This window comes from Pseudomonas simiae (genome assembly GCF_900111895.1).
GTDB lineage: Bacteria > Pseudomonadota > Gammaproteobacteria > Pseudomonadales > Pseudomonadaceae > Aquipseudomonas > Aquipseudomonas simiae.
Genome location: NZ_FOKB01000008.1, coordinates 58,511 through 84,105, shown reverse-complemented (window position 1 = coordinate 84,105; position 25,595 = coordinate 58,511). Strand labels below are relative to the sequence as shown.

Here is a 25,595-nt window from a genome sequence, read left to right as displayed (position 1 = left end):
GGGTGCGCGCGGGCGCGCAAAAACTGCGACATAATGCGAAAGATTTGCATTTTGTGTAAAGGGTTATACGCGGGAAATATTCAGTATCGTTTTGCCGTGTCAAAGAATCGCTGCGTTATTGCGCTCCGACTGCTTCAAAAATGCCGCCAACTCTCGTGCCTGCAAGGGTTTGCTGTAGTGATAACCCTGACCTTCATGGCAGCCCTCGGAGATGATGTAGGCCTCCTGCTCAGCGGTTTCCACGCCTTCGGCGATCACCTGCATGCCCAGGCTTTTACCCAGTTGAATGATCGCCCGCACGATGGTGGCGTCGTCGTCATCGTCCAGCAGGTCCTGCACGAAGCTCTTGTCGATCTTGATCTTGTCCAGCGGCAGGCTTTTCAGGTAACTGAGGGATGAGTAGCCGGTGCCGAAGTCATCAATAGCAATCAATGCCCCGGAACGGCGCAGGCTCAGCAGGTGCTGGGCGGCGGTGCTGATATCTTCCATCAGCCCGGTCTCGGTGACTTCCAGTTCCAGGCTGCGCGGCGGCAGGCGGTAGATCTGCATCAGGTTGTTGACCACCCGCGGCAACTCGGTGTGGTGCAACTGCACGGTGGAGAGGTTGACCGCCATGCGCAATTCGGAGAAACCCATGTCGTGCCATTCGCGCAGTTGCCGGCAGGCCTGGTCCAGTACCCACTCGCCAATTGGGATGATGGTGCCATTCTGTTCGGCCAGCGGAATAAACAGGTCCGGCGGTACCAGGCCATGTTCCGGGTGCTGCCAACGGATCAGTGCTTCGACGCCCACGACATGGTGGTCGCGGTAGCTGATCTGCGGCTGGTACACCAGGTGGAACTGGTCGCGGCTGAGGGCGTCGCGCAGGTCTTTTTCCAGCTCGCGGCGACGGCGCATTTCGCTGTCGACGCTGGCGATATAGAACTGATAGCGGTTGCGCGACCGGGTCTTGGCCAGGGTCATGGTCTGTTCGGCTTTCTGCAGCAGCTTTTCGGTGCTGTCGCCGTCTTCCGGGAACAGCGTGATGCCGATGGTTGCGCGCAGGCGGATGCCCTCATGGTCGAGGGCAAATTCCGCTTCCAGGTCATCCAGGATGCTTTGCGCCAGCTCGGCGGCTTCGTACGGTTGATCGATATCGGCCTGCACCAGGGCGAACTGGTCGCCGCCCAGTCGGGCCAGGGCGCCGAGGCGGCCGCTGTGGGCGCGTAAACGGTCAGCCAAGGCCAGCAGCAATTTGTCGCCGGCCTGATAAGTGAACTGCTCGTTGACGCTCTTGAAATCATCCAAGCCCACACACAACACCGCCACACGGCGCTGGCGGCGGCCGGCGTCGATGAGGATCTTGTCCAGTTGCTCCTGCAGTTTCTGGCGGTTCGGCAGGCCCGTGAGGAAATCGTACTGGGCCATGCGCAGCAGGCTGCTTTCGGCCTCGTGGCGCAGGTGGGTATTGCGCTCGATGGATTCGAGCAACTGGTTGGCGGTATTGATCCACAGCCCCAGTTCGTTGCGCTCATGGCCCTTGAGCTGCGGGATTTTGTGTTCGCTGGGCCGGTCGGGGTTGATCGACGTCAGGTGCTCAATAATGCGCGAAAGCGGTTTGGTCAGCAGCCAGTGATAGACCAGGTACAGCACCAGGCCCATGGCCAGGGCACGTAGCACCCCGGCAATGAAGATGATCACTGAATTGACGATGAAACCCTGACCATAAGTGCCGGTGTCGAGGGTGATGCTCAGGTCGCCGTAATACTCGCTGTAGGGGCCTTTGCCGACCAGGGGCGTGGTAAAGGTGCGTTCCTGGCCAAGAATCAGGTCGGTTAACCAACGGCTGGGCGATTGCTGCAAGGCGCGGCTTTTCTCAGCGAGCATGGTTTCGTTGGGGTGGCCGATGGACGCCATGCGCACCGCGTCATCCTGGAACAGGCCTTCAATGACTTGCATGCCCATCTCGCGGTCCAGGCTGTAGACGGCCTGGGTCGAGGGGTCGCGGAACATGTCGAGGATGCGCTGGGCATCGCCGGCCACGGCCTGGCGCGTCTTGTAGGCATCAAAAATGATCTGCGCCACGCTCAGTGTGACGCCCACGATCAATGCTGACAGCAGCACAACCCGTAGCAACTTCACCGACAAGCTGTTCTTGAGTTCCAGCTTCAAAGGGGCATTCCTTGTCTCATGCGGGTGGCCTTCAATATGCCATGAGTATTGGCAATCCCGTGAGGGCAGTCAAAGGAACATTGGGGCCGCAGACGACTTGATGCTGGATACGCAGAAAAAACCAGAATAAACGGCGGATGTGCTCCGCCGTCCGGGGACTCGACTTACCTGCGGTCAGGCCAATGCCCTCCCAGGTCGTGAGCGGGGTCACTGATAGTCGGAAATTTCGATCTTAGGCGGCGCCGACGGCATCATGTCTTCACCTGGCTTGCTTGGCGCACTGGCACCGCCGCCTTCGCCACCGCCACCGCCACCCGCGCCACCGGCGAGGCCTTTCATCAGCCCGCTGATGAGTTGCATCGCCATCTGTCCGCCTGCTTTTCCGATTTCTTCCATCATTGATTCTCCAGCAGAGTATGAAAGGGTTATTCCTCTCACCGAGTGGGTGGCAAATTCCCTTCTGCGGGTTCCACCATTCCGTGCCGAACGCCCACGAAAAAGCCCGGCAATGCCGGGCTTTTTCTACTGCAAGCGTTGCTTAGGCAGTGAAGGTCTTGCCTTCGAACTGCTCAGCCACGAACTTCCAGTTGACCAGGTTCCAGAACGCTTCCACATACTTTGGACGCACGTTGCGGTAGTCGATGTAGTAGGCATGTTCCCAGACGTCGCAGGTCAGCAGCGGGGTGTCGCCGTTGGTCAGCGGGTTGCCGGCGCCGATGGTGCTGGCCAGGGCCAGGGAACCGTCAGCCTTTTTCACCAGCCAGCCCCAACCGGAACCGAAGGTGCCGACGGACGTCTTGGTGAACTCTTCCTTGAACTTGTCGAACGAACCGAACGCAGCGTTGATGGCTTCAGCCAGCGCGCCGGTCGGTTGGCCACCGGCGTTTGGCGCCAGGCAGTTCCAGTAGAAGGTGTGGTTCCAGACCTGAGCGGCGTTGTTGAAGATGCCGCCCGAAGAGGACTTGACGATCTCTTCCAGGGTCTTGCCTTCGAACTCGGTGCCTGGCACCAGGTTGTTCAGGTTCACGACGTAGGTGTTGTGGTGCTTGTCGTGGTGATACTCCAAGGTTTCCTTGGAGATGTGCGGCTGCAGGGCATCGTGTGCGTAGGGCAGCGGCGGCAATTCGAAAGCCATGATGATTCTCCTAATCAGGTCAGTTGCGGTGAGCGCAAGGCCGATCACGGGCGGCCAAACAAGCGCCGGGGAGTTTGTACTCTTTGCGGCGCAGGGTCCGGATCATAGCACCGGGGGTGCGGCAAAACCACGCAACAACTGTGTGGGATAGAGGTTCCAGAGCGTTTTGGAATATTCCTCAGGCGCTGATCAACTGATAGGCCACGCTGAACATCATCACAGCCACCAACAGGTCCAGCAGACGCCACGTGGCGGGGCGTGCGAGCCAGGGTGCCAGCCATGCTGCCCCGAGTGCCAGGGTGGTGAACCACAGGAATGACGCGCTGGCGGCACCGGCCACGTAGGCACCGGGCTCGGTCTGTTGGGCACCGAGTGAGCCGATCAGCAGCACGGTGTCCAGGTACACGTGGGGGTTGAGCAAGGTCACGGCCAGCGCGCTCAGCAACACTGCGCGCAGTGAGCGCACCTTGAGCGCGTCGCCCTGGTCCAGGCTCTGTTTCGAACACGCCCGACGCAGCGCGCAGGCACCGTACCAGATCAGAAACGCTGCGCCGCCCCAGCGTGCTACCGCCAGCAGTACCGGGCTTTGCGCCAGCACCGTGGCCAGGCCGAACACCCCGGCGGCCACCAGCAGGGCATCACACACCACGCACAGCGCAGCCACTGGCAAGTGATGTTCACGGCGCAGGCTCTGCGCCAGTACAAAGGCATTCTGGGTGCCGATGGCCATGATCAGGCCCAGCGCCACCAGCAAACCATTCAAATAACTTTGCCACATAGGATTTACTCCGCGTCTGCTGCCAGTTGCCGCAATACCTGCATGGCGTGTTCTGCGTCGGCACGCCCGACGAACAGATGGTCGTGGTAATAGCCGGCAATCACGTTGCAACTGATGCCGGCCTTGCCCAACGCACTGGCAAAGGCGGCGGTGAGGCCCACGGCTTCCAGGGCCGAATGCACGTTCAAGGTGATCCACGCGGCGACGTAGTCAAACGCCAGGCCGGCCTGTTCCGCTTGCTGGCGTTCGAGGATCAGGGTCAGGCCTTCCTGCTCGCGAAAGCTGCCGATCACCTCACACCCTGGAGGAATACGGTGGTCAGGCACGCTGCAGAACACATAGTCGCCGTCGTTGAGCTGGGGGCTCATGCTGCGCAGCAGGGTTGCCAGGGCGGTTTCGCCAGCCATGTGAGGTTCCTTATAAAGAGAGAAGCGATGCTGGCTATTCTCCTGACACAGCCTGTATAAGAAAAACAAATATTGCTGATCGCTCATTAGAGAAACTGATGTTCGACTATAAATTGCTCTCTGCCCTGGCGGCAGTGGTGGAGCAGGCGGGCTTCGAGCGCGCCGCCCAGGTCCTGGGATTGTCGCAATCGGCAATCTCACAGCGCATCAAGTTGTTGGAGGCGCGTGTTGGCCAGCCGGTACTGGTGCGAGCCACACCGCCGACGCCCACCGATATCGGCCGTCGCCTGCTCAACCATGTGCAGCAGGTGCGCCTGCTGGAGCGGGACCTGCAAAGCCAGGTGCCGGCACTGGACGAGGAAGGCATGCCCGAAAGGCTGCGCATCGCGTTGAATGCTGACAGCCTCGCCACGTGGTGGGCCGAGGCCGTCAGTGGGTTTTGCGCCGAACATCATCTGCTGCTGGATCTGGTGGTGGAAGACCAGACCGTTGGCCTCAAACGCATGCGGGCCGGGGAGGTGGCGGCCTGTATCTGTGCCAGCGAGCGGCCAGTGGCGGGCGCGCGCAGCCTGTTGTTGGGCGCCATGCGTTATCGCGCGCTGGCCAGTCCGGCCTTTATCGCCCGGCACTTTCCCCAGGGCGTACGCGCGGACCAACTGGCGCGCACTCCTGCGTTGGTATTTGGGCCGGATGATTTTCTGCAGCACCGCTACCTGGCATCCCTCGGCGTGGACGGCGGTTTCGAGCATCATTTATGCCCATCGTCGGAAGGCTTTATCCGCCTGACGGAAGCCGGCCTGGGCTGGGGGCTGGTGCCGGAATTACAGGTTCGCGACCAACTGGAAAAGGGCATATTGGTCGAATTGTTGCCAGATAAGCCCATCGATGTGCCGTTGTACTGGCATCATTGGCGCAGTGGTGGGCAACTGTTGAGTCTGTTGACCGATCATCTGGCCCAGGCATGTGGTCAATGGTTGGTGCCGTTGGAGTGATGGCGCGCGTCAAGGCAACAGCGATGAAAAACGAAAGAACATGGGGTAATACATGAAGATTCTGGTCACCGGCGCAAGCGGCTTCATTGGCGGGCGCTTTGCGCGTTTCGCCCTGGAGCAGGGCCTGGACGTGCGGGTCAACGGGCGACGTGCCGAAGGTGTGGAGCACTTGGTCAGGCGCGGCGCCGAGTTTATCCAGGGTGATCTGAATGACGCCGACCTGGTGCGTGACCTGTGCCGTGACGTCGAAGCCGTGGTGCATTGCGCCGGCGCCGTGGGCTTGTGGGGCAAGTATCAGGACTTTCACCAAGGCAACGTGCTGGTGACCGAGAACGTCGTCGAAGCCTGTCTCAAACAGCATGTCGGGCGTTTGGTGCATCTGTCATCGCCATCCATCTACTTTGACGGCCGCGATCATCTGGGCCTGACCGAAGAACAAGTGCCCAAGCGCTTCAAGCACCCCTATGCCGCCACCAAGTACCTGGCCGAGCAGAAGGTGTTCGGTGCCCAGGAGTTCGGCCTCGAAGTGATTGCACTGCGCCCGCGCTTCGTCACGGGCGCGGGTGACATGAGCATCTTCCCGCGCCTGCTGAAAATGCAGCGCAAGAACCGCCTGGCCATTGTCGGTGACGGCCTGAACAAGGTGGACTTCACCAGCGTGCAGAACCTCAACGAAGCGCTGCTCAGCAGTTTGCTCGCGCCGGGCTCGGCATTGGGCAGGGCCTACAACATCAGTAACGGTGCGCCGGTACCGGTGTGGGATGTGGTCAACTATGTGATGCGTCAAATGGAACTGCCTCAGGTGACGCGTTACCGGTCCTATGGCTTGTCCTACAGCGTGGCGGCGCTCAACGAAGCGTTTTGCGCGATGTGGCCAGGGCGTCCGGAACCGTCGCTGTCGCGGCTGGGTATGCAAGTGATGAACAAAGATTTCACCCTCGATATCAGCCGTGCCAGGCATTATCTGGACTACGAGCCCAAAGTCAGCCTGTGGACCGCCCTCGACGAGTTCTGCAGTTGGTGGAAAGCCCAGGATCCGGGGTTCAAGTAAGCACACAAGCGGCAACACTTCGGGAACCGAATCTGGCGTTCCGGGTCGATCAGTGCGCCGGGAGCGCGGTTTATACTCCCGTCGCTCGCCACTTCACCGATTCAGGGTTGATACATGCGTAACGATGCTAAAGACGACTTCGACAACGTTCCCAGCCTGCGGGCCGATCTCGGGGATGACGATGATTTCGAACCGACCCCGGCCACCTCGGTGCGGTCGCGCAACACCAAGGTCGTCAAGGTCAAGAGCGCCAGCACCGGGCCACTGTGGGCCTTGATCGGCGCACTGCTGATCGCCTTTGCGGGCCTGGCCTGGTGGAGCTTCCAGCAGATCTCCTTAATGGGGCAGCAGTTGGTGGCCACCCAGGAAAGCTTTGCGCGCATCAGCGAAGAAGCGGCGGGGCGCCTACAGGATATTTCCGGCAAGGTCGTGGCCAGTGAAGCGAGCGTCAACAATGGCAGCGAAGCGCTGAAACTGCAGATCAAGCAGTTGGAAAGCCAGTTGCTGGAGCAGGGCAAGCAGCAGGTCGGCGTGGCCGGGCAAGCCACCGAGCTGGATAAGCGCCTGGCGCAAATGACGGCGAGCACCACTGAGCTGTCCAACGCCAACAGCAAACTGCAAGGCCAGGTCCAGGCCTTGACCGACGCCGTGGCGACGCTCAAGGCGGCACAAGGTGACGCTTCCAGGCGCGATAATGAAATCAAGGAACTCACTGCTGACGTGGCCGCTTTGAAAAAGCAGGGCAACCCGAGCGCTGCTATCGCGCGCATCGAGCAGGACCTTGTGGTCCTCAAGAGCGCCCAGGACAACCCGCCGTCCAACAGCGATGCGCCCACCAATAAAGAGTTCGACGTGTTCCGTATCCAGACCACGCGCAATATCACCACCCTGCAAAGCCAGGTGCAGAACCTGAACCAGCAACTCAACGCGCCGGCGAAGGTCACCCCGTTAGGGCAATAAGGCTGTCGACGGAAATGTCACCACTTGGTGACATTTCCCTTCCCCTTCGTTACATGCCGCCGCCGCGCCCTTGTTTAGACTCCGGTCATCCCACAAAAAACAATAAGGGCCACCCATGATCACGCAACCACTGCCTGCCAGCAGTTGGCTGAACGCGCCTGCCCATTACGTTTGGCTTGCAGCCGAGGGCCAGCGCCTGCTGGCGTTCGCCAAAGCGTCTCGACTGCCCGATGGCTTTGGCAACCTGGACGACAAAGGCCAATTGCCGGCCGATGCCCACGCCGAAACCATGAACACCGCCCGCATGACCCACAGCTTTGCCATGGCCCACGCCTTGGGTTTGCCAGGGTATGCCGAGTTGGTGGCGCACGGTGTTGCAGCCCTCAGCGGCGCGCTGCGTGACAGTGAACACGGTGGCTGGTTCGCCGCGCCCCACGCCCTCGATGGCAACCATGGCAAGGCTGCCTATCTGCATGCCTTCGTCGCCCTGGCCGCCAGCTCGGCGGTAGTAGCAGGCGCCCCCGGTGCACCCACCCTGTTGAACGACGCCATCCATATCATCGACCAGTTTTTCTGGAGCGAAGAGGAGGGCGTGATGCTCGAATCCTTTGCCCAGGACTGGAGCGGGGTCGAAGCCTATCGCGGCGCCAACAGCAACATGCACGCCACCGAAGCCTTTCTCGCCCTGGCCGATGTCACGGGCGATACGCGCTGGCTGGACCGCGCGTTGCGCATTGTCGAGCGTGTGATTCATACCCACGCTGCCGGCAACCAGTTCATGGTGATCGAACATTTCGACACACACTGGCACCCCTTGCTCGGCTACAACGAAGACAACCCCGCCGACGGCTTCCGCCCCTACGGCATTACCCCCGGCCACGGTTTCGAGTGGGCGCGGCTGGTGTTGCACCTTGAAGCCGCGCGCCTGCAAGCCGGGCTCGTCACACCCGAATGGCTGGTGGCCGACGCCAAGGGGTTGTTCGCCAGCGCCTGCGAATACGCCTGGTCCGTGGATGGCGCCCCCGGCATTGTTTACACCCTCGACTGGAACCACCGCCCGGTGGTGCGCGAACGCCTGCACTGGACCCATGCCGAGGCCAGCGCGGCGGCCCAGGCCTTGCTCAAGCGCACGGGCGAGTTGCACTACGAAACCTGGTACCGGCGTTTCTGGGAATTTTGCGAGACCCACTTTATCGACCATCTCCACGGCAGCTGGCACCACGAGCTCAGCCCGCACAACCAACCCAGCAGCAACATCTGGGGTGGCAAGCCAGACCTGTACCATGCCTGGCAAGCGGTGTTGCTGCCTGCGCTGCCGCTGGCGCCAAGCATGGCCAGTGCCATCGGAGCGGGGCGCTATGTCACCAACTGGTGACATTTGTGCATCCCTTTGTTACCTGCGCCTTAAAAAACCCTGTTTAAACTCCGTGCAGCGCAAGCCTAAGACTTGCATGCATAACAACAAGAAAAGGTACTCAGATGAACGCGATTAATCGCCTCGCCGTCGCTATTTCCATTGCCTCGTTGTTTCCCCTCAGTGCATTTGCCGCCGACTCCAAAGGGACGGTTGAAGTTGTGCATTGGTGGACCTCGGGCGGTGAGAAGGCGGCCGTGGATGTCCTGAAGGCCCAAGTCGAGAAAGATGGTTTCGTCTGGAAAGACGGCGCCGTCGCAGGTGGCGGTGGCGCTACTGCCATGACCGTGCTGAAAAGCCGCGCGGTCGCCGGTAACCCGCCAGGTGTTGCCCAGATCAAAGGCCCCGACATCCAGGAATGGGCGTCCACCGGCCTGCTCGACACCGACGTGCTCAAAGACGTCGCCAAAGAAGAGAAGTGGGACTCTCTGCTCGACAAGAAAGTCTCCGATACCGTGAAGTACGAAGGTGACTACGTCGCTGTGCCGGTCAACATCCACCGCGTGAACTGGCTGTGGATCAACCCGGAAGTCTTCAAGAAAGCCGGTATCACCAAAAACCCGACCACCCTCCAAGAATTCTACGCAGCCGGCGACAAGCTCAAGGCCGCGGGTTTCATTCCGCTCGCCCACGGTGGCCAGCCTTGGCAGGACAGCACCGTATTCGAAGCGGTCGTTCTGTCGGTGATGGGGGCCGATGGCTACAAGAAAGCTCTGGTCGACCTGGATAACGGCGCGCTGACCGGTCCGGAAATGGTCAAGGCGCTGACCGAACTGAAGAAAGTCGCAACCTATATGGACGTCGACGGTAAAGGTCAGGACTGGAACCTCGAAGCGGGCAAAGTCATCAACGGCAAGGCCGGCATGCAGATCATGGGTGACTGGGCCAAGTCCGAGTGGACCGCCGCCAAGAAAGTCGCCGGCAAGGACTACGAGTGCGTAGCGTTCCCGGGCACCGACAAAGCGTTCACCTACAACATCGACTCCCTGGCGGTGTTCAAGCAGAAAGACAAAGGCACGGCTGCTGGCCAGCAGGACATTGCCAAAGTCGTACTGGGTGAAAACTTCCAGAAAGTGTTCAGCATCAACAAGGGGTCGATCCCTGTTCGCAACGACATGCTGAACAAAATGGATTCCTACGGCTTCGACTCCTGCGCCCAGACCGCTGCCAAGGACTTCCTGGCAGACGCCAAGACCGGTGGCCTGCAGCCAAGCATGGCGCACAACATGGCCACTACCCTGGCGGTGCAAGGTGCGTTCTTTGATGTCGTGACCAACTACATCAACGACCCGAAAGCCGACCCGGCCGACACCGCCAAGAAGTTGGGCGCTGCGATCAAGTCTGCCAAGTAAGGCCTGGTAGCGGTTTTTTGTAGGTGCTGGGCGTGTGTGGGAGCGGGCTTGCTCGCGAAGGCATCACCGCGGTGTAACAGCTACACCGCGTCGCCTGCTTCGCGAGCAAGCCTGCTCCCACATAAAGCCAGCGTCACAAGGTTTATCGGCTGGTCCTTTTTCCCTGTATTGGATTTTCCCATGAGTTCTGTTGCTGTGTTCAGCAAAGCCTCGCCGTTCGATGCACTGCAGCGCTGGCTACCCAAACTGGTGCTGGCGCCCAGCATGTTCATCGTGCTGGTGGGCTTCTATGGCTACATCCTGTGGACGTTTGTGCTGTCGTTCACCAATTCCACGTTCCTGCCAACCTACAAATGGGCGGGGCTTGCGCAATACGCGCGCTTGTTCGACAACGACCGCTGGTGGGTGGCGAGCAAGAACCTGGCAGTCTTTGGCGGGATGTTTATCGGCATCACCCTGGTCATCGGCGTGACCCTGGCGATCTTCCTCGACCAGAAGATCCGCCGGGAAGGCTTCATCCGCACCATTTACCTGTACCCGATGGCGCTCTCGATGATCGTCACGGGTACGGCCTGGAAATGGCTGCTCAACCCAGGCATGGGCCTGGACAAACTCCTGCGTGACTGGGGCTGGGAAGGCTTCCGTCTCGACTGGCTGATCGACCCGGACCGCGTGGTCTATTGCCTGGTGATCGCTGCCGTCTGGCAAGCCTCGGGTTTCATCATGGCGATGTTCCTCGCCGGCCTTCGCGGTGTGGACCAATCCATCGTGCGCGCTGCGCAGATCGACGGCGCGAGCATGCCGCGCATCTATTGGAGCGTGGTGCTGCCAAGCCTGCGCCCGGTGTTCTTCAGTGCGGTGATGATCCTGGCGCATATTGCGATCAAGAGCTTCGACCTGGTGGCGGCGATGACCGCTGGCGGCCCGGGCTACTCGTCCGACTTGCCAGCGATGTTCATGTACTCGTTCACCTTCAGCCGTGGCCAGATGGGCATGGGCTCGGCCAGTGCAATCCTGATGCTCGGTGCGATCCTCGCGATCATCGTGCCTTACCTCTACTCCGAGCTGAGGACCAAACGAAATGACTAGTCTCGCTTCCAAACCTGCTATCAGCCTGAGCCGCATCGCGATCTACGCGGTGCTGATCCTCGCCGTGCTGCTGTACCTGGTGCCGCTGGTGGTGATGCTGCTCACCAGCTTCAAGACCCCGGAAGACATCAGCAGCGGCAACCTGCTGAGCTGGCCGACCGTGGTCACCGGTATTGGCTGGGTCAAGGCCTGGGCTACCGTGGATGGCTACTTCTGGAACTCGATCAAAATCACCGTTCCGGCCGTACTGATCTCCACCGCCATCGGTGCGTTGAACGGGTATGTGCTGTCGTTCTGGCGCTTCAAAGGCTCGCAGCTGTTCTTCGGCCTGCTGTTGTTCGGCTGCTTCCTGCCGTTCCAGACCGTGCTGCTGCCGGCCTCGTTCACCCTGGGCAAGATGGGCCTGGCCAGCACCACCACCGGCCTGGTGTTTGTGCACGTGGTCTACGGCCTGGCGTTCACTACGCTGTTCTTCCGTAACTACTACGTGAGCATTCCGGATGCACTGATCAAGGCCGCGCGCCTGGACGGTGCGGGCTTCTTCACCATCTTCCGTCAGATCATTCTGCCGATGTCGACACCGATCATCATGGTCTGCCTGATCTGGCAGTTCACCCAGATCTGGAACGACTTCCTGTTCGGCGTGGTGTTCTCCAGTGGTGACTCCCAGCCCATCACCGTGGCGCTGAACAACCTGGTCAACACCAGCACCGGGGCCAAGGAATATAACGTGGATATGGCGGCGGCGATGATCGCCGGGCTGCCGACCCTGCTGGTCTATGTGATCGCAGGCAAGTATTTCGTGCGCGGCCTCACAGCCGGCGCGGTCAAGGGGTAATCATGGCTACGCTTGAACTTCGCAATGTAAACAAGACCTATGGCGCCGGCCTGCCCGACACCTTGAAGAACATTGAACTGTCGATCAAGGAAGGCGAATTCCTGATCCTGGTCGGCCCTTCGGGGTGCGGCAAGTCCACGCTGATGAACTGCATCGCCGGCCTTGAGACCATCACCGGCGGCGCGATCATGATCGGCGACCAGGACGTGAGCGGCATGAGCCCCAAGGATCGCGACATCGCCATGGTGTTCCAGTCCTACGCGCTGTACCCGACCATGAGCGTGCGCGAGAACATCGAGTTCGGCCTCAAGATCCGCAAGATGCCCCAGGCCGATATCGACGCCGAAGTGGCGCGCGTGGCCAAGCTGCTGCAGATCGAACACCTGCTCAACCGCAAGCCGGGCCAGCTGTCCGGCGGCCAGCAACAGCGCGTAGCCATGGGCCGTGCCTTGGCGCGTCGGCCGAAGATCTACCTGTTCGACGAACCGCTGTCGAACCTCGACGCCAAGCTGCGCGTCGAGATGCGTACCGAAATGAAACTGATGCACCAGCGTCTCAAGACCACCACGGTCTATGTGACCCACGACCAGATCGAAGCGATGACTCTGGGCGACAAGGTCGCGGTGATGAAGGACGGCATCATCCAGCAGTTCGGCACGCCGAAAGAGATCTACAACAACCCGGCCAACCAGTTCGTGGCGAGCTTTATCGGTTCGCCGCCAATGAACTTCGTGCCGCTGCGCCTGCAACGCAAGGACGGTCGCCTGGTGGCCCTGCTCGACAGCGGCCAGGCCCGTTGCGAACTGGCGCTGAACACCACGGAAGCCGGCCTGGAAGACCGCGACGTGATCCTGGGCTTGCGCCCGGAGCAGATCATGTTGGCGGCAGGCGAGGGCGACAGTGCGTCGAGCATTCGTGCCGAAGTGCAGGTCACCGAGCCGACCGGTCCGGACACCCTGGTGTTCGTGCAACTCAATGACACCAAAGTCTGCTGCCGCCTGGCACCCGACGTGGCACCGCAGGTGGGCGAGACCCTGACCCTGCAATTCGATCCTTCCAAGGTACTGCTGTTCGACGCCAACACGGGCGAGCGGTTGGGCACTGCTTCTTCATTGCCCGCACAGGGGCATGCCGACAATGTGGCCCAATTCAAAGGCCGTTGAAGCAGATAAGTTGTTGTTTTAGATAAAAAATGTAAACCACGTTAGATAAAAACAGTTTAATAACAATAAAGACGAGGATGTAGGGATGAAAAAGCAACACAACAACACTCGGCTGATCTGCCAACTGTCAGCTGCAGCAGCCCTGGTATTGTCCGCCAATGCGATGGCAGACGATGCATTCAGCTCCAGTTCCAAATGGATGACGGGCGATTGGGGTGGCGAGCGTACCAAGCTGATCGAGCAAGGTATCGACATCAAGGCCGACTACGTTGGGGAGATGGGCTACAACGCCAAAGGTGGTTACAACGACGACAAGACCGGTCGCTACTCTGACCAGTTCGGTCTCGGTGTGGCACTGGACCTGCAAAAGCTGTGGGGCTGGGATAACACCCAGGCCAAGATCCAGTTGACCAACCGTAATGGCCAGAACATCTCCAACGACCGCATTGGCGACCCGCGTGCCGGCACGCTGAGTTCGTCCATGGAAGTGTACGGCCGTGGCCACATGGTGCGTTTGACCCAGTTCTGGATCCAGCACCAGATGTTCGACAACAAGTTGGACGTGAAGCTCGGTTACTTCGGTGAAGGCGAAGACTTCAACACCTTCCCGTGCGACTTCCAGAACCTGTCGTTCTGCGGCTCGCAAGTGGGTAACTACGTCAACACCTGGTACAACTGGCCCGTCAGCCAGGCCGCGATCCGCGTGAAGTACAACATCACGCCTGAGCTGTATGCGCAAATTGGTGCGTACAACCAGAACCCTTCGCAACTGGAGCACGGTAACGGCTTCAAACTCAGCGGCAGCGGCACCAAGGGCACTGTGATTCCGGTGGAATTGGTCTGGTCGCCGAAGGTCAACAACCTGCCGGGCGAGTACCGTGTGGGTTACTACAAGAGCGCGGCCGATGCACCGGACGTGCGTGAAGACGTCAACGGCAACGATGCGGTCATCACCCGTGCAGACTTCCGTACCCGCAGCAGCAAGAAAGGTTACTGGTTCGTTGCCCAACAGCAACTCACCACGCATAACGGCGATGCTTCGCGCGGCCTGAACATCGCGGCCAACGCCACCTTCCACGACAAGGAAACCAACCTGGTCGACAACTACCAGTCGTTGATGCTGGTGTACAAAGGCCCATTCGACGCGCGTCCAAAAGACGACATCGGTATTGGTGTGGCTCGTCTGCACGTGAATGATGACGTGAAGAAAAACGCCGAGCTGCTCAACGCCGCCAATGGTGTGAACGACTACGACAACCCGCTGTACACGCCGATTCGCGAGACCGAGTACAACGTCGAACTCAACTACGGCATCAAGGTGACCAACTGGCTGACCGTGCGTCCTAACCTGCAATACGTCGTCCAGCCTGGCGGCGTGGATAAAGTCGACAACGCGTTGGTGGCGGGCCTGAAAATTCAGTCTACGTTCTAACGCTGTTGCGATAAGCTCCTTCTCTCTGTGCGCATTTTGCGGGTAGCCATGGCTACCCGCTTTTTTTGGGGCGCATTGTGATGATATTCAGGACCGTGGCACATGCACGAGCAACCGCTGCAACGCTTTTTCAAATCCCTGCGCGAGCGCCCGGTGTTCGCCTGGGAGCGCTTCCAGATGCGTGATGTGTTGGTGATCGACCATCCGCTGTGCCAGGCGGTGTTCAGTCGTCAGGGCGCGCAGCTGTTGCACTTCCAGCCCCGTGGCCAGAAACCCTGGCTGTGGTGCGCAGCCAAATGGCCGCAAGTCGGCGCCATCCGAGGTGGCGTGCCGGTGTGCTGGCCATGGTATGGCCGCCATCCGAGCGAAAATGCCTGGCCTTCCCATGGGTGGGCGCGGCTGATCGACTGGAAGCTGCTCGACAGCAGTACCGACGACGATGGCGTACATCTGCACTGGCAATTACAGCTTTGCGACTGGCAGGTCGACCTGCACGCGCATTTGGGCGAAGCCCTGGAACTGCGCCTGAGCACCGAGCATCAAGACGAGCTGCCGTGCCAATTGAGCCACGCTTTGCATGCTTACTGGCGTATTGGTCACGTCGATGAGATAGCGCTGTCTGGGCTCGACGGTGCGCAAGGTTACGACCAGCTCAATCGCCAGGTTTGCCAGCAGGAAGGCGAACTGCGGGTGGAGGGCGGCTGCCAGCGGGTGTTCCAGCACGAGGGCGAATTGCAGCTCAAGGACCACGCTTGGCAGCGCGAACTGTGCATCGACACCGGCGACAGCGCCGACACCGTCGTATGGCATCCCGGCAGCCGGCCGCTGTTGGGGGTGAGCTTTAACGAGGCGTCGGGATTTGTGTGCGTAGAGTCGGCGATGGCCGGGGCCAGCTTGGCGCCGGGGGAGAGGGCGCACCTTAGTTTGCAGGCCAGGGCGGGGGCTTAACGGTGCGGCTGATGGCCCCATCGAGGGCAAGCCCCCTCCCACATGGGTGCTGTGTGGTGCCTACAAGCTATTAGCACTGAAGATCAAGTGTGGGAGGGGGCTTGCCCCCGATGAGGCCAATAAAGCCAACATAAATGCTGACTCAGTTGAACTCATCCCCCACCGGATACCGGCTGTCATTCAAACTCTCTTTGATCTTGCGCAGATGCGGCTGGAAATCCACGCCACGGCGCAAGGTCATGCCAGTCGCCAGCACATCCAGCACCGTCAACTGAATGATCCGTGAGGTCATCGGCATATAGATGTCGGTGTCTTCGGGCAGCGGGATATTCAGGCTGACGGTACTGGCCTTGGCCAGCGGCGAGTTCTCGGCGGTTACGCCCAGCACCGATGCACCGTTTTCCCGGGCGATACGCGCCACTTCCACCAGTTCGCGGGTGCGCCCGGTGTAGGAAATAATCACGAAAAGCTCGCCCGTGTGGGCCACCGAGGCGATCATGCGTTGCATCAGCACGTCGGCGTGGGCGGTCACTGCCAGGTTGAAGCGGAAAAACTTGTGCAGCGCATCCATGGCCACCGGTGCCGAAGCACCCAGGCCGAAGAAGTGGATCTGCCGCGCTTGGATCAACAGATCCACGGCCTTGCTGATCAGGGCAGGGTCCAGTGCCTGGCAGGCGGCGTCCAGCGAGGCGATGGCGCTGCCAAAGATCTTCTGGGTGTAGGCCTCGGGGTTATCATCTGCCTCCACGGCGCGGCTGACGTACGCGGCGCCACTGGCCAGGCTTTGCGCCAACTGCAATTTAAGTTCAGGGTAACCGCTGACGCCGAACGAACGGCAGAAACGGTTGACCGTCGGTTCACTGACCGAAGCGGCTTGGGCGAGGGCTGCGATGGAGAAGCGGGTCGCCTGCTGCGGGTTGAGCAGGATGACCTCGGCAACTTTTTTCTCAGCCTTGTTCAATTCTTCGAGGCGGTTCCGGATCTGTTCCAGAAGATTTCGCACGCGGTCCATTCAGTCTTTCCTTCGGGCGACGATGCAAATAAAGGGTGGCAACCAATCGACGAGTGGCCTTTTGCGGTGGCCTATCCTACTGAGGGTAGCTGAACACCACCACTCGGAATGCGTATTTCGGGAAAATGTTGTGGTTATTACTACATTTTTCCTTGAGTGATGCCTTGAAAAAAGGTATTTGTAGCTTAACTTGATAAAAGAACAAACATCATGCCTTCGATAACCGTAGAACCCTGCACCTTTGCCCTGTTTGGCGCCTTGGGTGATCTGGCGCTGCGCAAGTTATTTCCTGCCCTCTATCAACTCGATGGCGCCACGCTCCTGCACGACGACACGCGCATCCTGGCCTTGGCCCGTGAAGCCGGTTCCGAGCAACAGCACCTGGCGCACATTGAACAAGAACTGCGTAAATACGTCGGCAAGGAGCTGGATGAAACCGTCGCCCAGCGGTTCCTGGCGCGCCTGACCTATGTTCACGTCGACTTCATGAAAGCCGATGACTACGTGGCCCTGGCGGACATCGCTGGCACCGAACAACGCTTGATCGCTTACTTCGCCACCCCGGCGGCGGTGTATGGCGCGATCTGCGAGAACCTGTCCAAGGTCGGCCTGGCGGAAAACACCCGCGTGGTCCTGGAAAAGCCCATCGGTTCGGACCTGGAGTCCTCGCGCAAGGTCAACGACGCCGTGGCGCAGTTTTTCCCGGAAAACCGCACCTACCGCATCGACCACTACCTGGGCAAAGAGACGGTACAAAACCTGATCGCCCTGCGTTTCGCCAACAGCCTGTTCGAAACCCAGTGGAACCAGAACTACATCTCCCACGTGGAAATCACCGTGGCCGAGCAGGTCGGTATCGAAGGCCGTTGGGGCTATTTCGACAAGGCAGGCCAGCTGCGGGACATGATCCAGAACCACCTGCTGCAGCTGCTTTGCCTGATTGCCATGGACCCGCCGGCCGACTTGTCCGCCGACAGCATCCGCGACGAGAAGGTCAAGGTGCTCAAGGCCTTGGCGCCGATCAGCCCGGATGGCCTGACCACCCAAGTCGTCCGCGGCCAGTACATCGCTGGCTACAGCGCCGGCAAGCCGGTGCCGGGTTACCTGGAAGAAGAGAATTCCAACACCCAGAGCGACACCGAGACGTTCGTCGCCCTGCGTGCCGATATTCGCAACTGGCGTTGGGCCGGGGTGCCGTTTTACCTGCGTACCGGCAAGCGCATGCCGCAAAAGCTGTCGCAGATCGTCATCCACTTCAAGGAACCGTCCCACTACATCTTCGCCCCGGAGCAGCGCCTGCAGATCAGCAACAAGCTGATCATCCGCCTGCAACCGGACGAAGGTATTTCCTTGCGCGTGATGACCAAGGAGCAGGGCCTGGACAAGGGCATGCAACTGCGCAGCGGCCCGCTGCAACTGAATTTTTCCGACACCTACCGCAGCGCCCGTATTCCGGATGCCTACGAGCGGTTGTTGCTGGAAGTGATGCGCGGCAATCAGAACCTGTTTGTTCGCAAAGATGAAATCGAAGCCGCGTGGAAGTGGTGTGACCAGTTGATCGCCGGGTGGAAGAAGTCCGGTGATGCGCCCAAGCCGTACGCGGCGGGGTCCTGGGGGCCGATGAGCTCGATTGCACTGATCACGCGGGATGGGAGGTCTTGGTATGGCGATATCTGAACTGAAACTGCCGCAGGGCGTAACGCCCCACGAGTACCGCACACCGGCACTGTTGGCGGAAGGTTTGGCCAATGATGTGGCCGAGCAACTGCGCACGGCCGTCAGTGCCCGCGGCGAGGCGACCCTGGTGGTGTCCGGTGGCCGCAGCCCCGTGGCGTTCTTCCAGCATCTGGCCAAGCAGGGGTTGGACTGGTCCAAGGTCACCATCACCCTGGCCGACGAACGCTGGGTGCCGGTGGAGCACGCCGACAGCAATGCTGGCTTGCTCAAGCAGCATTTGCTGCAAGGCCCGGCGGCCAAGGCCAAGTTCTTGAGCCTCTATAGCGCCGCGGCCAATCTTGAAGAAGCTGCCGAGCAGGCCGATCGCCTGCTGGGCGAGTTGCCAGCCATCGATGTGCTGGTGCTGGGCATGGGTGACGACGGTCACACCGCGTCGCTGTTTCCAAACAGCCCGAACCTCGCCGAAGCGCTGAAGGCCGACGGTACCCGCCGTTGCTGGCCGATGCTGGCGCCGACCGTGCCGCATCAGCGCCTGACCATGAGTCGCGCGTTGCTGGCGACGGCTAATTACACCGTGCTGTCGATCTCCGGCAGTTCGAAATTGACCACCTTGAGCGCCGCGCTGGCCAGTGACGACGTCTCTGCCATGCCGATTCGCGCGTTTCTGCAACCTACATTAGAGATTTACTGGTGCCCATGAGCCAAGGATCAGCCGCTATGAAAAGCCCTCAACCGACCGTGTCCATGGCGGATAAAGTTGCCCTGATCGACAGCCTCTGCGCCAAGGCGCGGATCCTGCCGGTGATCACCATCGCCCGCGAGCAGGACATCCTGCCGCTGGCCGATGCCCTGGCAGCCGGTGGTTTGACCGCATTGGAAGTGACCCTGCGTTCCGAGTTCGGCCTCAAGGCCATTCAGGTACTGCGTGAACAACGCCCTGAACTGTGCACCGGTGCTGGCACCGTGCTCGATCGTCACATGCTCGAAGCCGCCGAAGTGGCGGGTTCGCAATTCATCGTCACTCCAGGCATCACCCGTGACCTGCTGGAAGCCTCGGTACACAGCCCGATCCCCCTGCTGCCGGGCATCAGCAATGCCTCGGGCATCATGGAAGGTTATGGCCTGGGCTATCGCCGCTTCAAACTGTTCCCGGCCGAAGTCAGCGGCGGCGTTGCTGCAATCAAGGCTCTGGGCGGCCCGTTCGGCGAAGTGAAATTCTGCCCGACCGGCGGCGTCGGTCCGGCCAACATCAAACACTACATGGCGTTGAAAAACGTGATGTGCGTGGGCGGTAGCTGGATGCTGGACCCTGAATGGGTCAAGAACGGCGACTGGGCCCGCATCCAGGAAGTCACCGCCGAGGCGCTGGCGCTGCTGGATTGATCTGCTTTTACTGAATCGTTGTTGCTGTGCTTAACGGCATTTTTGCGGTGCACTTGGTCGGTGTACCGCTTTTTTTTGCCTGTAGAAAAGTGCCTATGCGGCGCTCAATTCGGTGATGGCTTTGACCAGCACGGCCATCTCGGTTGCCGAAGTCACCAACCCCGGTGTCACCCGAATACAGGTGCCAAATGACGCTCCCTCACGGGTGGTGGTGAACAGGTTGTAGTCCTTGAGCAAACGATCCGTCATCACCTGCTGATCCCGGCCAATGAACTTGAATGCTGTAATCCCGCCATACAGCCGTGGGTCATCTGGCGTCAGCACCTCGATCCCCGGCAATCTCCGCACTTGGCTTACCCACACGTCTCGCAAGTAGTTCACCCGTGCGCCCTTGGCCGCCGCGCCACCCAATTGCTGGTGTTCTTCCAGTACCAGCGGCAAGGTCATCAGGGCCGGAAAGTTCGGCGTGCTGTAGGGCGTACGTGCGCGAACGTCGGTGGCGGGGTAGTGACATTCGCCCATGTCCGGATCAATGTCTGCCAGGCGTTCCGGGGCGATGTACAAAAAGCCCAGGGTCAGTGGGGCGCCGATCCACTTGTGCAGGTTGAAGCCAGCAAACTGGATACCCAACTCGGCGAGGTTGAATTCGATCTGGCCCAGGGCATGGGCGCCGTCGAGGATTACATCGATACCCTGCTTGCGCGCAGCCTGGGCAATCGCTGCCACGGGCATGATCAGGCCCGTGCGGTGGGTCACGTGGGTCAGCGCCATCAGCTTCAAGCGCGGGTACTGCATGAACGCATCGCGATACGTCTGCACCAGGCTGTCGAAACTCGCCGGGTGGGTGTGGGACAGTTCGATGACTTCCACGCCGCGATAGCCCGCCAGCCAGCGCATGGCACCTTTCACCGTGTCGTATTCCAGGTCGCTGATCAGCACCTGATCGCCCGGTTGCAGGCGGTTGTAGTTGCGGATCAGGGATTGCAGGGCTTCGGTGGCGTTGCGGGTGAAGGCCACCGCTGCCGGGTCGGCGTCGATCAGCCCGGCCAGTTGGCGGCGGATCGCGTCGTTTTCGACTCGCTCGAATTGCTGGCGTACATGCAGCGAGTTGCTGCGGTTGATAAACGCAACGTGTTCCAGGTATTGCGTCTGAACCGCTTGGCTCATGCGGCCGAAGTAACCGTTCTCCAGGTTGATCGGGCCGGGTTCCAGCGCATAGCGCTGGGCGATGGTGTGCCAGTGACGCTCGTTGTCTGCATTCCGTGGCATAGGCTGGGCTCTTTAATGACGAGGGGCGGGTTTGCCGTGTTTGGCGCGTAGCGGTTCAAGTAATTCAGACAACCCGTTGCTGTCGATTTCCTGCATCAACGCCAGCAACCCGCCCAGCTCGCCGTGGGGGAAACCTTCGCGGGCAAACCAGTTCAGGTAGGGGCCAGGCAGGTCGGCGATGATCCGCCCCTTGTATTTGCCGAAGGGCATTTCGCGGGTGATCAGCAGTTCGAGTTTTTCGGGATTCATGGAGGCTCAGGTGTGTGTATCGAGACCTTGGAAAATACAGGCATTCTGCATGAAGGCCAAATGACAGATCATGCAAATAGCGTAGATACAGATGGTTCAATTTATCGTAAATAATTGAAATATAAGGATAATCATATTTTTGAAAACCTGGCACGGGCGCTGCAACCATTAAGACAACCTTCTAACCCGTACAAGGAATTGAAAAATGACTGACATCAATAAAGAATCGATCTCCGTACTGAACGACCTGATCGAGACCAGCATCGACGGCCAAAAGGGTTTCAAGGAGTGCGCTGAAGACATCAAGCACCCAGAACTCAAAGCCTTGTTTGCCAAGCGTTCCGCCGACTGCGCCACTGCCGCCGCTGAACTGAAAACCGCCGTACGTGCCCTGGGCGGCGATCCGGAAGATTCCGGCAGCGTTGCCGGCGCACTGCACCGCGGTTGGGTCGACGTCAAGTCGATGCTCACCGGCAAGGATGAAGAGGCTGTGCTGAACGAAGCCGAGCGCGGTGAAGATCACGCCCTGAAGGCTTACAAAGAAGCGATCGAGAAGATCAACAAGCACAACCTGCTGGGCATTCGTGACCTGGTTGAGCGTCAGTACCACGGCGTACAACGCAACCACGACCAGGTGAAAGCCCTGCGTAACCAGGCTCGCGCTCAGTCTTGAGGCGTCGCTGAATAGAAAAAGCCCCGCAGGTGCGGGGCTTTTTTATGCGCGACGATCAGCCGATGCTGATCGGTGGCAACTCGGTCAAGGTCACGACCTGCTGCTTACGCGGTGCAAGGATCTCCGCCTCGCCGTCCACCACCAACTCATCACGCTGGTTGAACACGCGGGTGGCGATACGCACACGGAATTTCGGCAGCTTTTCGAGAATTTCCAGGCGCACGGTCAGGGTGTCGCCAATTTTCACCGGCTTCTGGAAGCTCATCTGCTGGCCGATATAGATGGTGCCCGGTCCAGGCAACTCGCAGGCAACGGCCGCGCTGATCAGGGCGCCGCTGAACATGCCATGGGCGATACGCTCCTTGAACATGGTCGCCTTGGCGTACTCGGCATCCAGGTGCACCGGGTTGTGGTCACCGGACATCGCGGCGAACAGCTGGATATCGCGCTCTTCCACCAATTTGCTGTAGCTGGCGGTCTGGCCGACTTCGAGGGCTTCGTACGGGGTGTTGGTTACCTGGGTCATCTAAAGGTGCATCCTGTGGCTAATCGGTAATTTAAAATATTGATTCTAAACGATAAATTATTCGCAGCGAGCCGGCCTGCGCAGTGTCAGCGCCTGGTCGATCCACGCCAGTACATCTGCCGTGACAGTGTCGCGATTGGTTTCGTTGAACACTTCATGACGCGCTTGCGGGTAGATAGTCAGTTGCAGGTGCTGGCAACCGGCTTCGCGCAAGGCGTTGGCCAGACTGTTGAGACGCTTACCCTCACTCACCGGATCACATTCGCCGCCCATCACCAGGATCGGCAGGCCCGGATCGATCTGCGCGAGATTGGACGCTTTGCTGATTTGCTGCAAGCCGCCGAGCAGGTCGATCCATAGTTGATTGGTGCAGCGGAACCCGCACAGTGGGTCGTTGATGTACTTGTCCACCTCACTCGGATCACGGCTGAGCCAGTCGAACGCGGTGCGATTGGGTTTGAAGGCTTTGTTGAATGATCCAAACGACAGGAATTCGATCAGCGCACTGCGCCCGCGCAGCCCCTGGCGCAAGCGCTCGAGCCGCGCAATTACCCTAGCGGCGCGGTACAGCGCCACCGGCTGGAAATTCGAACCGCTGAGAATCGCCCCATTCAGACTGGCGCTGTGGTGCAGCAGGTAGGCCTGGGCGATATAGCTGCCCATGCTGTGGCCCAGCAGAATGATCGGCAACCCCGGCTGTTGCTGGCCGATATGCTGGTTGAGGCTGGCCAGGTCGCCCACCACCTTGTTCCAGCCGTCCGTCTCGGCGTACAGGCCCAAGGTGCCTTCATCGGCGGTACGACCATGGCCGCGCTGGTCCAGCGCATATAGGCCGTAGCCGGCACCGCACAGGGCCTCGGCCAGGCGTGCGTAGCGCCCACTGTGTTCGGCCATGCCGTGGGACAGCATCACCACGGCCTTGGCTGGGCCCTCGGGCATCCAATGATTGACGTACAGACGGCTGCGGTCATTCGCGGTCAGCCAGAAGGTGCTGTGGTTCATGGCGCTTCCTTTGCTCAGGGTCGTTGCAGTGTATAGCTCATCTATTGACGGGCGGCGTATCTGCCTGCACATCAGAGGCAAGATTCATACAATCAATGACACGGTTTGGCGTATTTGCCTGTTTAGCCATAACTGCTAACGTCCCCAAAGCTCCGCTTTTTATAGCTGTAGGAAAGCGGCCGGACACACTCAGGTAAGAGGACAAGAATAATGCAACCTGATTTCTGGAATGACAAACGCGCAGCGGGCGTTCCCAATGACATCGACCTGTCGGCCTACAAGTCGGTGATCGAGGTCTTCGAGCGTTCCTGCAAGGCTTTTGCCGACCGTCCGGCATTCAGCAACATGGGCATCACCCTGACTTACGCCGAGCTTGAGCGCCAGAGTGCAGCGTTCGCCGGTTACCTGCAGCAGCACACCGACCTCAAGCCGGGCGATCGCATTGCGGTGCAGATGCCCAACGTACTGCATTACCCGATTGCCGTATTCGGCGCTTTGCGCGCCGGGCTGATTGTGGTCAACACCAACCCGCTGTACACCCCGCGCGAGATGCGTCACCAGTTCAAGGACGCCGGCGTGCGTGCGCTGGTCTACCTCAACCTGTTCGGCTCGCGCGTGCAGGAGGTGTGCAGCGATACCGAGATCGACTACTTGATCGAAGCCAGGATGGGCGACTTCATGCCCACCGCCAAGGGCTGGCTGGTCAACACCCTGGTCGACAAGGTCAAGAAGATGGTTCCGGCCTACAGCCTGCCGCGTGCGGTGGCGTTCAAGCGCGCCCTGCACATGGGCGCGGGCCAGGGCGTGACGCGCCATCCGGTGACCCTGGACGATATCGCCGTGCTGCAATACACCGGCGGCACCACCGGCCTGGCCAAGGGCGCGATGCTCACCCACGGCAACCTGGTGGCGAACATGCAACAGGTGCGCGCCTGCATGTCCCAGACCGGAGATGACGGTCACCCGCTGATCAAGGAAGGGCAGGAGGTGATGATCGCGCCGCTGCCGCTGTACCATATCTATGCCTTCACGGCGAATTGCATGTGCATGATGGTCTCGGGCAACCACAACGTGCTGATCACCAACCCGAGGGACATCGGCGGCTTTATCAAGGAGCTGAAAAAGTGGCGCTTCACCGGGCTGCTGGGGCTTAACACGCTGTTCGTGGCGTTGATGGACCATCCGGACTTCAAATCCCTGGATTTCTCCCACCTCAAGCTCACCAACTCCGGCGGCACCGCGTTGATCAAGGCGACCGCCGAGCGCTGGCAGCAGATCACCGGTTGTGCCATCGGCGAGGGTTATGGCCTGACGGAAACGTCACCGGTGGCCAGCACCAACCCCTACGGCAACAAATCCCGCCTGGGCACTGTGGGCATCCCCGTGCCGGCCACGGCTATGAAGGTGATCGATGATCATGGCGTTGAGTTGCCATTGGGCGAACGCGGCGAGTTGTGTATCAAGGGCCCGCAGGTGATGAAAGGCTACTGGCAGCAACCCGAGGCCACTGCCGAAGCGCTGGACGCGGAAGGCTGGCTCAAGACCGGTGATATCGCCGTCATCGATGAGGAGGGTTTTGTAAGCATCGTTGACCGCAAGAAAGACCTGATCATCGTGTCGGGCTTCAACGTGTACCCCAACGAGATCGAAGATGTGGTGATGGCGCATCCTGCCGTGGCCAACTGCGCGGTGATCGGCGTGCCGGACGAGCGCACGGGGGAGGCGGTGAAGCTGTTTGTGGTCGCGCGTGCCGAGGGGGTGAGCCTTGAGGAGTTGAAGGCCTACTGCAAGACCAACTTCACGGGGTACAAGGTGCCCAAGCATATTGTGTTGCGTGACTCGTTGCCGATGACACCGGTAGGCAAGATTTTGCGCAGGGAGCTGCGCGACATCGCCTGACCATGAATTGAAATGCAATCAAACGGTGGGAGGGGGCTTGCCCTCGATAGCGGTAGATCAGTCGATATATTCAGTGACTGAAATGCCGCCATCGGGGCCAACCCCCCTCCCACTTTGTTTTTAATTGGGCTGAAAACCCTATTCCAGAGCCTTTTACTCGGAGATTTTAGCTTCGCTAAAAGTGTGACCAATTAT

Annotated in this window: 25 protein-coding genes; 15 read left to right on the top strand and 10 right to left on the bottom strand. The window is 60.0% G+C overall.

Annotated features, from left to right (window positions below; genetic code table 11):
* Positions 1–99: 99 nt before the first annotated feature.
* The 5 genes from BMZ57_RS22495 to BMZ57_RS22475 form a co-directional block, all read right to left on the bottom strand.
* Positions 100–2,151, bottom strand: a complete 2,052-nt coding sequence (locus tag BMZ57_RS22495) for a putative bifunctional diguanylate cyclase/phosphodiesterase (protein WP_010208167.1) — start codon at positions 2,149–2,151, stop codon at positions 100–102.
* Between the two features lie 207 nt (positions 2,152–2,358).
* Positions 2,359–2,517: a hypothetical protein gene (locus tag BMZ57_RS22490; protein WP_156149806.1), complete on the bottom strand. Its 159-nt coding sequence runs from the start codon at positions 2,515–2,517 to the stop codon at positions 2,359–2,361.
* 172 nt (positions 2,518–2,689) lie between these two features.
* On the bottom strand, positions 2,690–3,286 hold the full coding sequence (locus BMZ57_RS22485) for a superoxide dismutase (protein WP_003175739.1): 597 nt from the start codon (positions 3,284–3,286) through the stop codon (positions 2,690–2,692).
* A 178-nt stretch (positions 3,287–3,464) separates the two neighbouring features.
* Positions 3,465–4,064 carry a LysE/ArgO family amino acid transporter gene (locus BMZ57_RS22480; RefSeq protein WP_021491256.1) on the bottom strand — a complete coding sequence of 200 codons (600 nt, stop codon included), beginning with the start codon at positions 4,062–4,064 and terminating at the stop codon, positions 3,465–3,467.
* Between the two features lie 5 nt (positions 4,065–4,069).
* Positions 4,070–4,471 carry an ACT domain-containing protein gene (locus BMZ57_RS22475; RefSeq protein ID WP_021491257.1) on the bottom strand — a complete coding sequence of 134 codons (402 nt, stop codon included), beginning with the start codon at positions 4,469–4,471 and terminating at the stop codon, positions 4,070–4,072.
* A 98-nt stretch (positions 4,472–4,569) separates the two neighbouring features.
* Between BMZ57_RS22475 and BMZ57_RS22470 the strand changes: the two genes are divergently transcribed.
* From BMZ57_RS22470 to BMZ57_RS22425, 10 genes are all read left to right on the top strand, one after another.
* The gene (locus BMZ57_RS22470) at positions 4,570–5,463 is read left to right on the top strand and encodes a LysR family transcriptional regulator ArgP (protein WP_069672747.1); all 894 of its coding nucleotides are present in this window, start codon (positions 4,570–4,572) and stop codon (positions 5,461–5,463) included.
* Positions 5,464–5,515: 52 nt separating this feature from the next.
* Positions 5,516–6,514, top strand: a complete 999-nt coding sequence (locus BMZ57_RS22465) for an NAD-dependent epimerase/dehydratase family protein (protein WP_069672746.1) — start codon at positions 5,516–5,518, stop codon at positions 6,512–6,514.
* A gap of 114 nt (positions 6,515–6,628) precedes the next feature.
* Entirely contained in the window at positions 6,629–7,474 is an 846-nt protein-coding gene (locus tag BMZ57_RS22460; RefSeq protein ID WP_010208181.1) for an ATPase, read from the top strand.
* A 115-nt stretch (positions 7,475–7,589) separates the two neighbouring features.
* Complete coding sequence (locus tag BMZ57_RS22455; protein ID WP_069672745.1) at positions 7,590–8,849, top strand: D-mannose isomerase; 1,260 nt, start codon at positions 7,590–7,592, stop codon at positions 8,847–8,849.
* Between the two features lie 104 nt (positions 8,850–8,953).
* Positions 8,954–10,240 carry an ABC transporter substrate-binding protein gene (locus BMZ57_RS22450; protein ID WP_010208183.1) on the top strand — a complete coding sequence of 429 codons (1,287 nt, stop codon included), beginning with the start codon at positions 8,954–8,956 and terminating at the stop codon, positions 10,238–10,240.
* A 180-nt stretch (positions 10,241–10,420) separates the two neighbouring features.
* Positions 10,421–11,329 carry a carbohydrate ABC transporter permease gene (locus tag BMZ57_RS22445; protein WP_010208185.1) on the top strand — a complete coding sequence of 303 codons (909 nt, stop codon included), beginning with the start codon at positions 10,421–10,423 and terminating at the stop codon, positions 11,327–11,329.
* Positions 11,322–12,167 carry a carbohydrate ABC transporter permease gene (locus BMZ57_RS22440; protein ID WP_010208187.1) on the top strand — a complete coding sequence of 282 codons (846 nt, stop codon included), beginning with the start codon at positions 11,322–11,324 and terminating at the stop codon, positions 12,165–12,167. Before BMZ57_RS22445 ends, BMZ57_RS22440 begins: the two co-directional genes overlap by 8 nt.
* Before the next feature lie 2 nt (positions 12,168–12,169).
* Positions 12,170–13,330 (top strand): ABC transporter ATP-binding protein, encoded by a 1,161-nt coding sequence (locus tag BMZ57_RS22435; RefSeq protein WP_010208189.1) that lies wholly within the window; start codon positions 12,170–12,172, stop codon positions 13,328–13,330.
* 85 nt (positions 13,331–13,415) lie between these two features.
* Positions 13,416–14,762 carry a carbohydrate porin gene (locus BMZ57_RS22430; protein WP_042571248.1) on the top strand — a complete coding sequence of 449 codons (1,347 nt, stop codon included), beginning with the start codon at positions 13,416–13,418 and terminating at the stop codon, positions 14,760–14,762.
* A 102-nt stretch (positions 14,763–14,864) separates the two neighbouring features.
* On the top strand, positions 14,865–15,710 hold the full coding sequence (locus BMZ57_RS22425; RefSeq protein WP_010208191.1) for a D-hexose-6-phosphate mutarotase: 846 nt from the start codon (positions 14,865–14,867) through the stop codon (positions 15,708–15,710).
* Positions 15,711–15,852: 142 nt separating this feature from the next.
* Here the strand turns inward: BMZ57_RS22425 and BMZ57_RS22420 are convergent, their stop codons facing one another.
* The gene (locus tag BMZ57_RS22420; RefSeq protein WP_169898656.1) at positions 15,853–16,713 is read right to left on the bottom strand and encodes a MurR/RpiR family transcriptional regulator; all 861 of its coding nucleotides are present in this window, start codon (positions 16,711–16,713) and stop codon (positions 15,853–15,855) included.
* A gap of 219 nt (positions 16,714–16,932) precedes the next feature.
* Here BMZ57_RS22420 and zwf point away from each other — a divergent pair, with 219 nt between their 5' ends.
* From zwf to BMZ57_RS22405, 3 genes are read left to right on the top strand one after another with little or no spacing between them, the layout of a single operon-like run.
* Entirely contained in the window at positions 16,933–18,399 is a 1,467-nt protein-coding gene (zwf, locus tag BMZ57_RS22415) for a glucose-6-phosphate dehydrogenase (RefSeq protein ID WP_010208198.1), read from the top strand.
* Entirely contained in the window at positions 18,386–19,099 is a 714-nt protein-coding gene (pgl, locus tag BMZ57_RS22410) for a 6-phosphogluconolactonase (RefSeq protein WP_031290549.1), read from the top strand. Before zwf ends, pgl begins: the two co-directional genes overlap by 14 nt.
* Positions 19,100–19,116: 17 nt before the next feature.
* The gene (locus BMZ57_RS22405; RefSeq protein WP_010208200.1) at positions 19,117–19,782 is read left to right on the top strand and encodes a bifunctional 4-hydroxy-2-oxoglutarate aldolase/2-dehydro-3-deoxy-phosphogluconate aldolase; all 666 of its coding nucleotides are present in this window, start codon (positions 19,117–19,119) and stop codon (positions 19,780–19,782) included.
* A 93-nt stretch (positions 19,783–19,875) separates the two neighbouring features.
* On the opposite strand, the gene BMZ57_RS22400 is transcribed toward BMZ57_RS22405, so the two are convergent.
* Positions 19,876–21,051, bottom strand: a complete 1,176-nt coding sequence (locus BMZ57_RS22400) for an aminotransferase class V-fold PLP-dependent enzyme (protein ID WP_010208202.1) — start codon at positions 21,049–21,051, stop codon at positions 19,876–19,878.
* A gap of 12 nt (positions 21,052–21,063) precedes the next feature.
* Entirely contained in the window at positions 21,064–21,300 is a 237-nt protein-coding gene (locus tag BMZ57_RS22395; protein ID WP_010208204.1) for a DUF3820 family protein, read from the bottom strand.
* Positions 21,301–21,505: 205 nt separating this feature from the next.
* Between BMZ57_RS22395 and BMZ57_RS22390 the strand changes: the two genes are divergently transcribed.
* The gene (locus BMZ57_RS22390; RefSeq protein ID WP_010208206.1) at positions 21,506–21,973 is read left to right on the top strand and encodes a ferritin-like domain-containing protein; all 468 of its coding nucleotides are present in this window, start codon (positions 21,506–21,508) and stop codon (positions 21,971–21,973) included.
* 55 nt (positions 21,974–22,028) lie between these two features.
* Here BMZ57_RS22390 and BMZ57_RS22385 read toward each other — a convergent pair whose 3' ends face one another.
* Positions 22,029–22,499: a MaoC family dehydratase gene (locus BMZ57_RS22385; RefSeq protein ID WP_010208208.1), complete on the bottom strand. Its 471-nt coding sequence runs from the start codon at positions 22,497–22,499 to the stop codon at positions 22,029–22,031.
* A 57-nt stretch (positions 22,500–22,556) separates the two neighbouring features.
* Positions 22,557–23,501, bottom strand: a complete 945-nt coding sequence (locus BMZ57_RS22380; RefSeq protein WP_044287762.1) for an alpha/beta hydrolase — start codon at positions 23,499–23,501, stop codon at positions 22,557–22,559.
* A 210-nt stretch (positions 23,502–23,711) separates the two neighbouring features.
* On the opposite strand from BMZ57_RS22380, the gene fadD2 reads away from it, so the two are divergent.
* Entirely contained in the window at positions 23,712–25,400 is a 1,689-nt protein-coding gene (fadD2, locus tag BMZ57_RS22375) for a long-chain-fatty-acid--CoA ligase FadD2 (RefSeq protein WP_042571251.1), read from the top strand.
* Positions 25,401–25,595 lie beyond the last annotated feature (195 nt).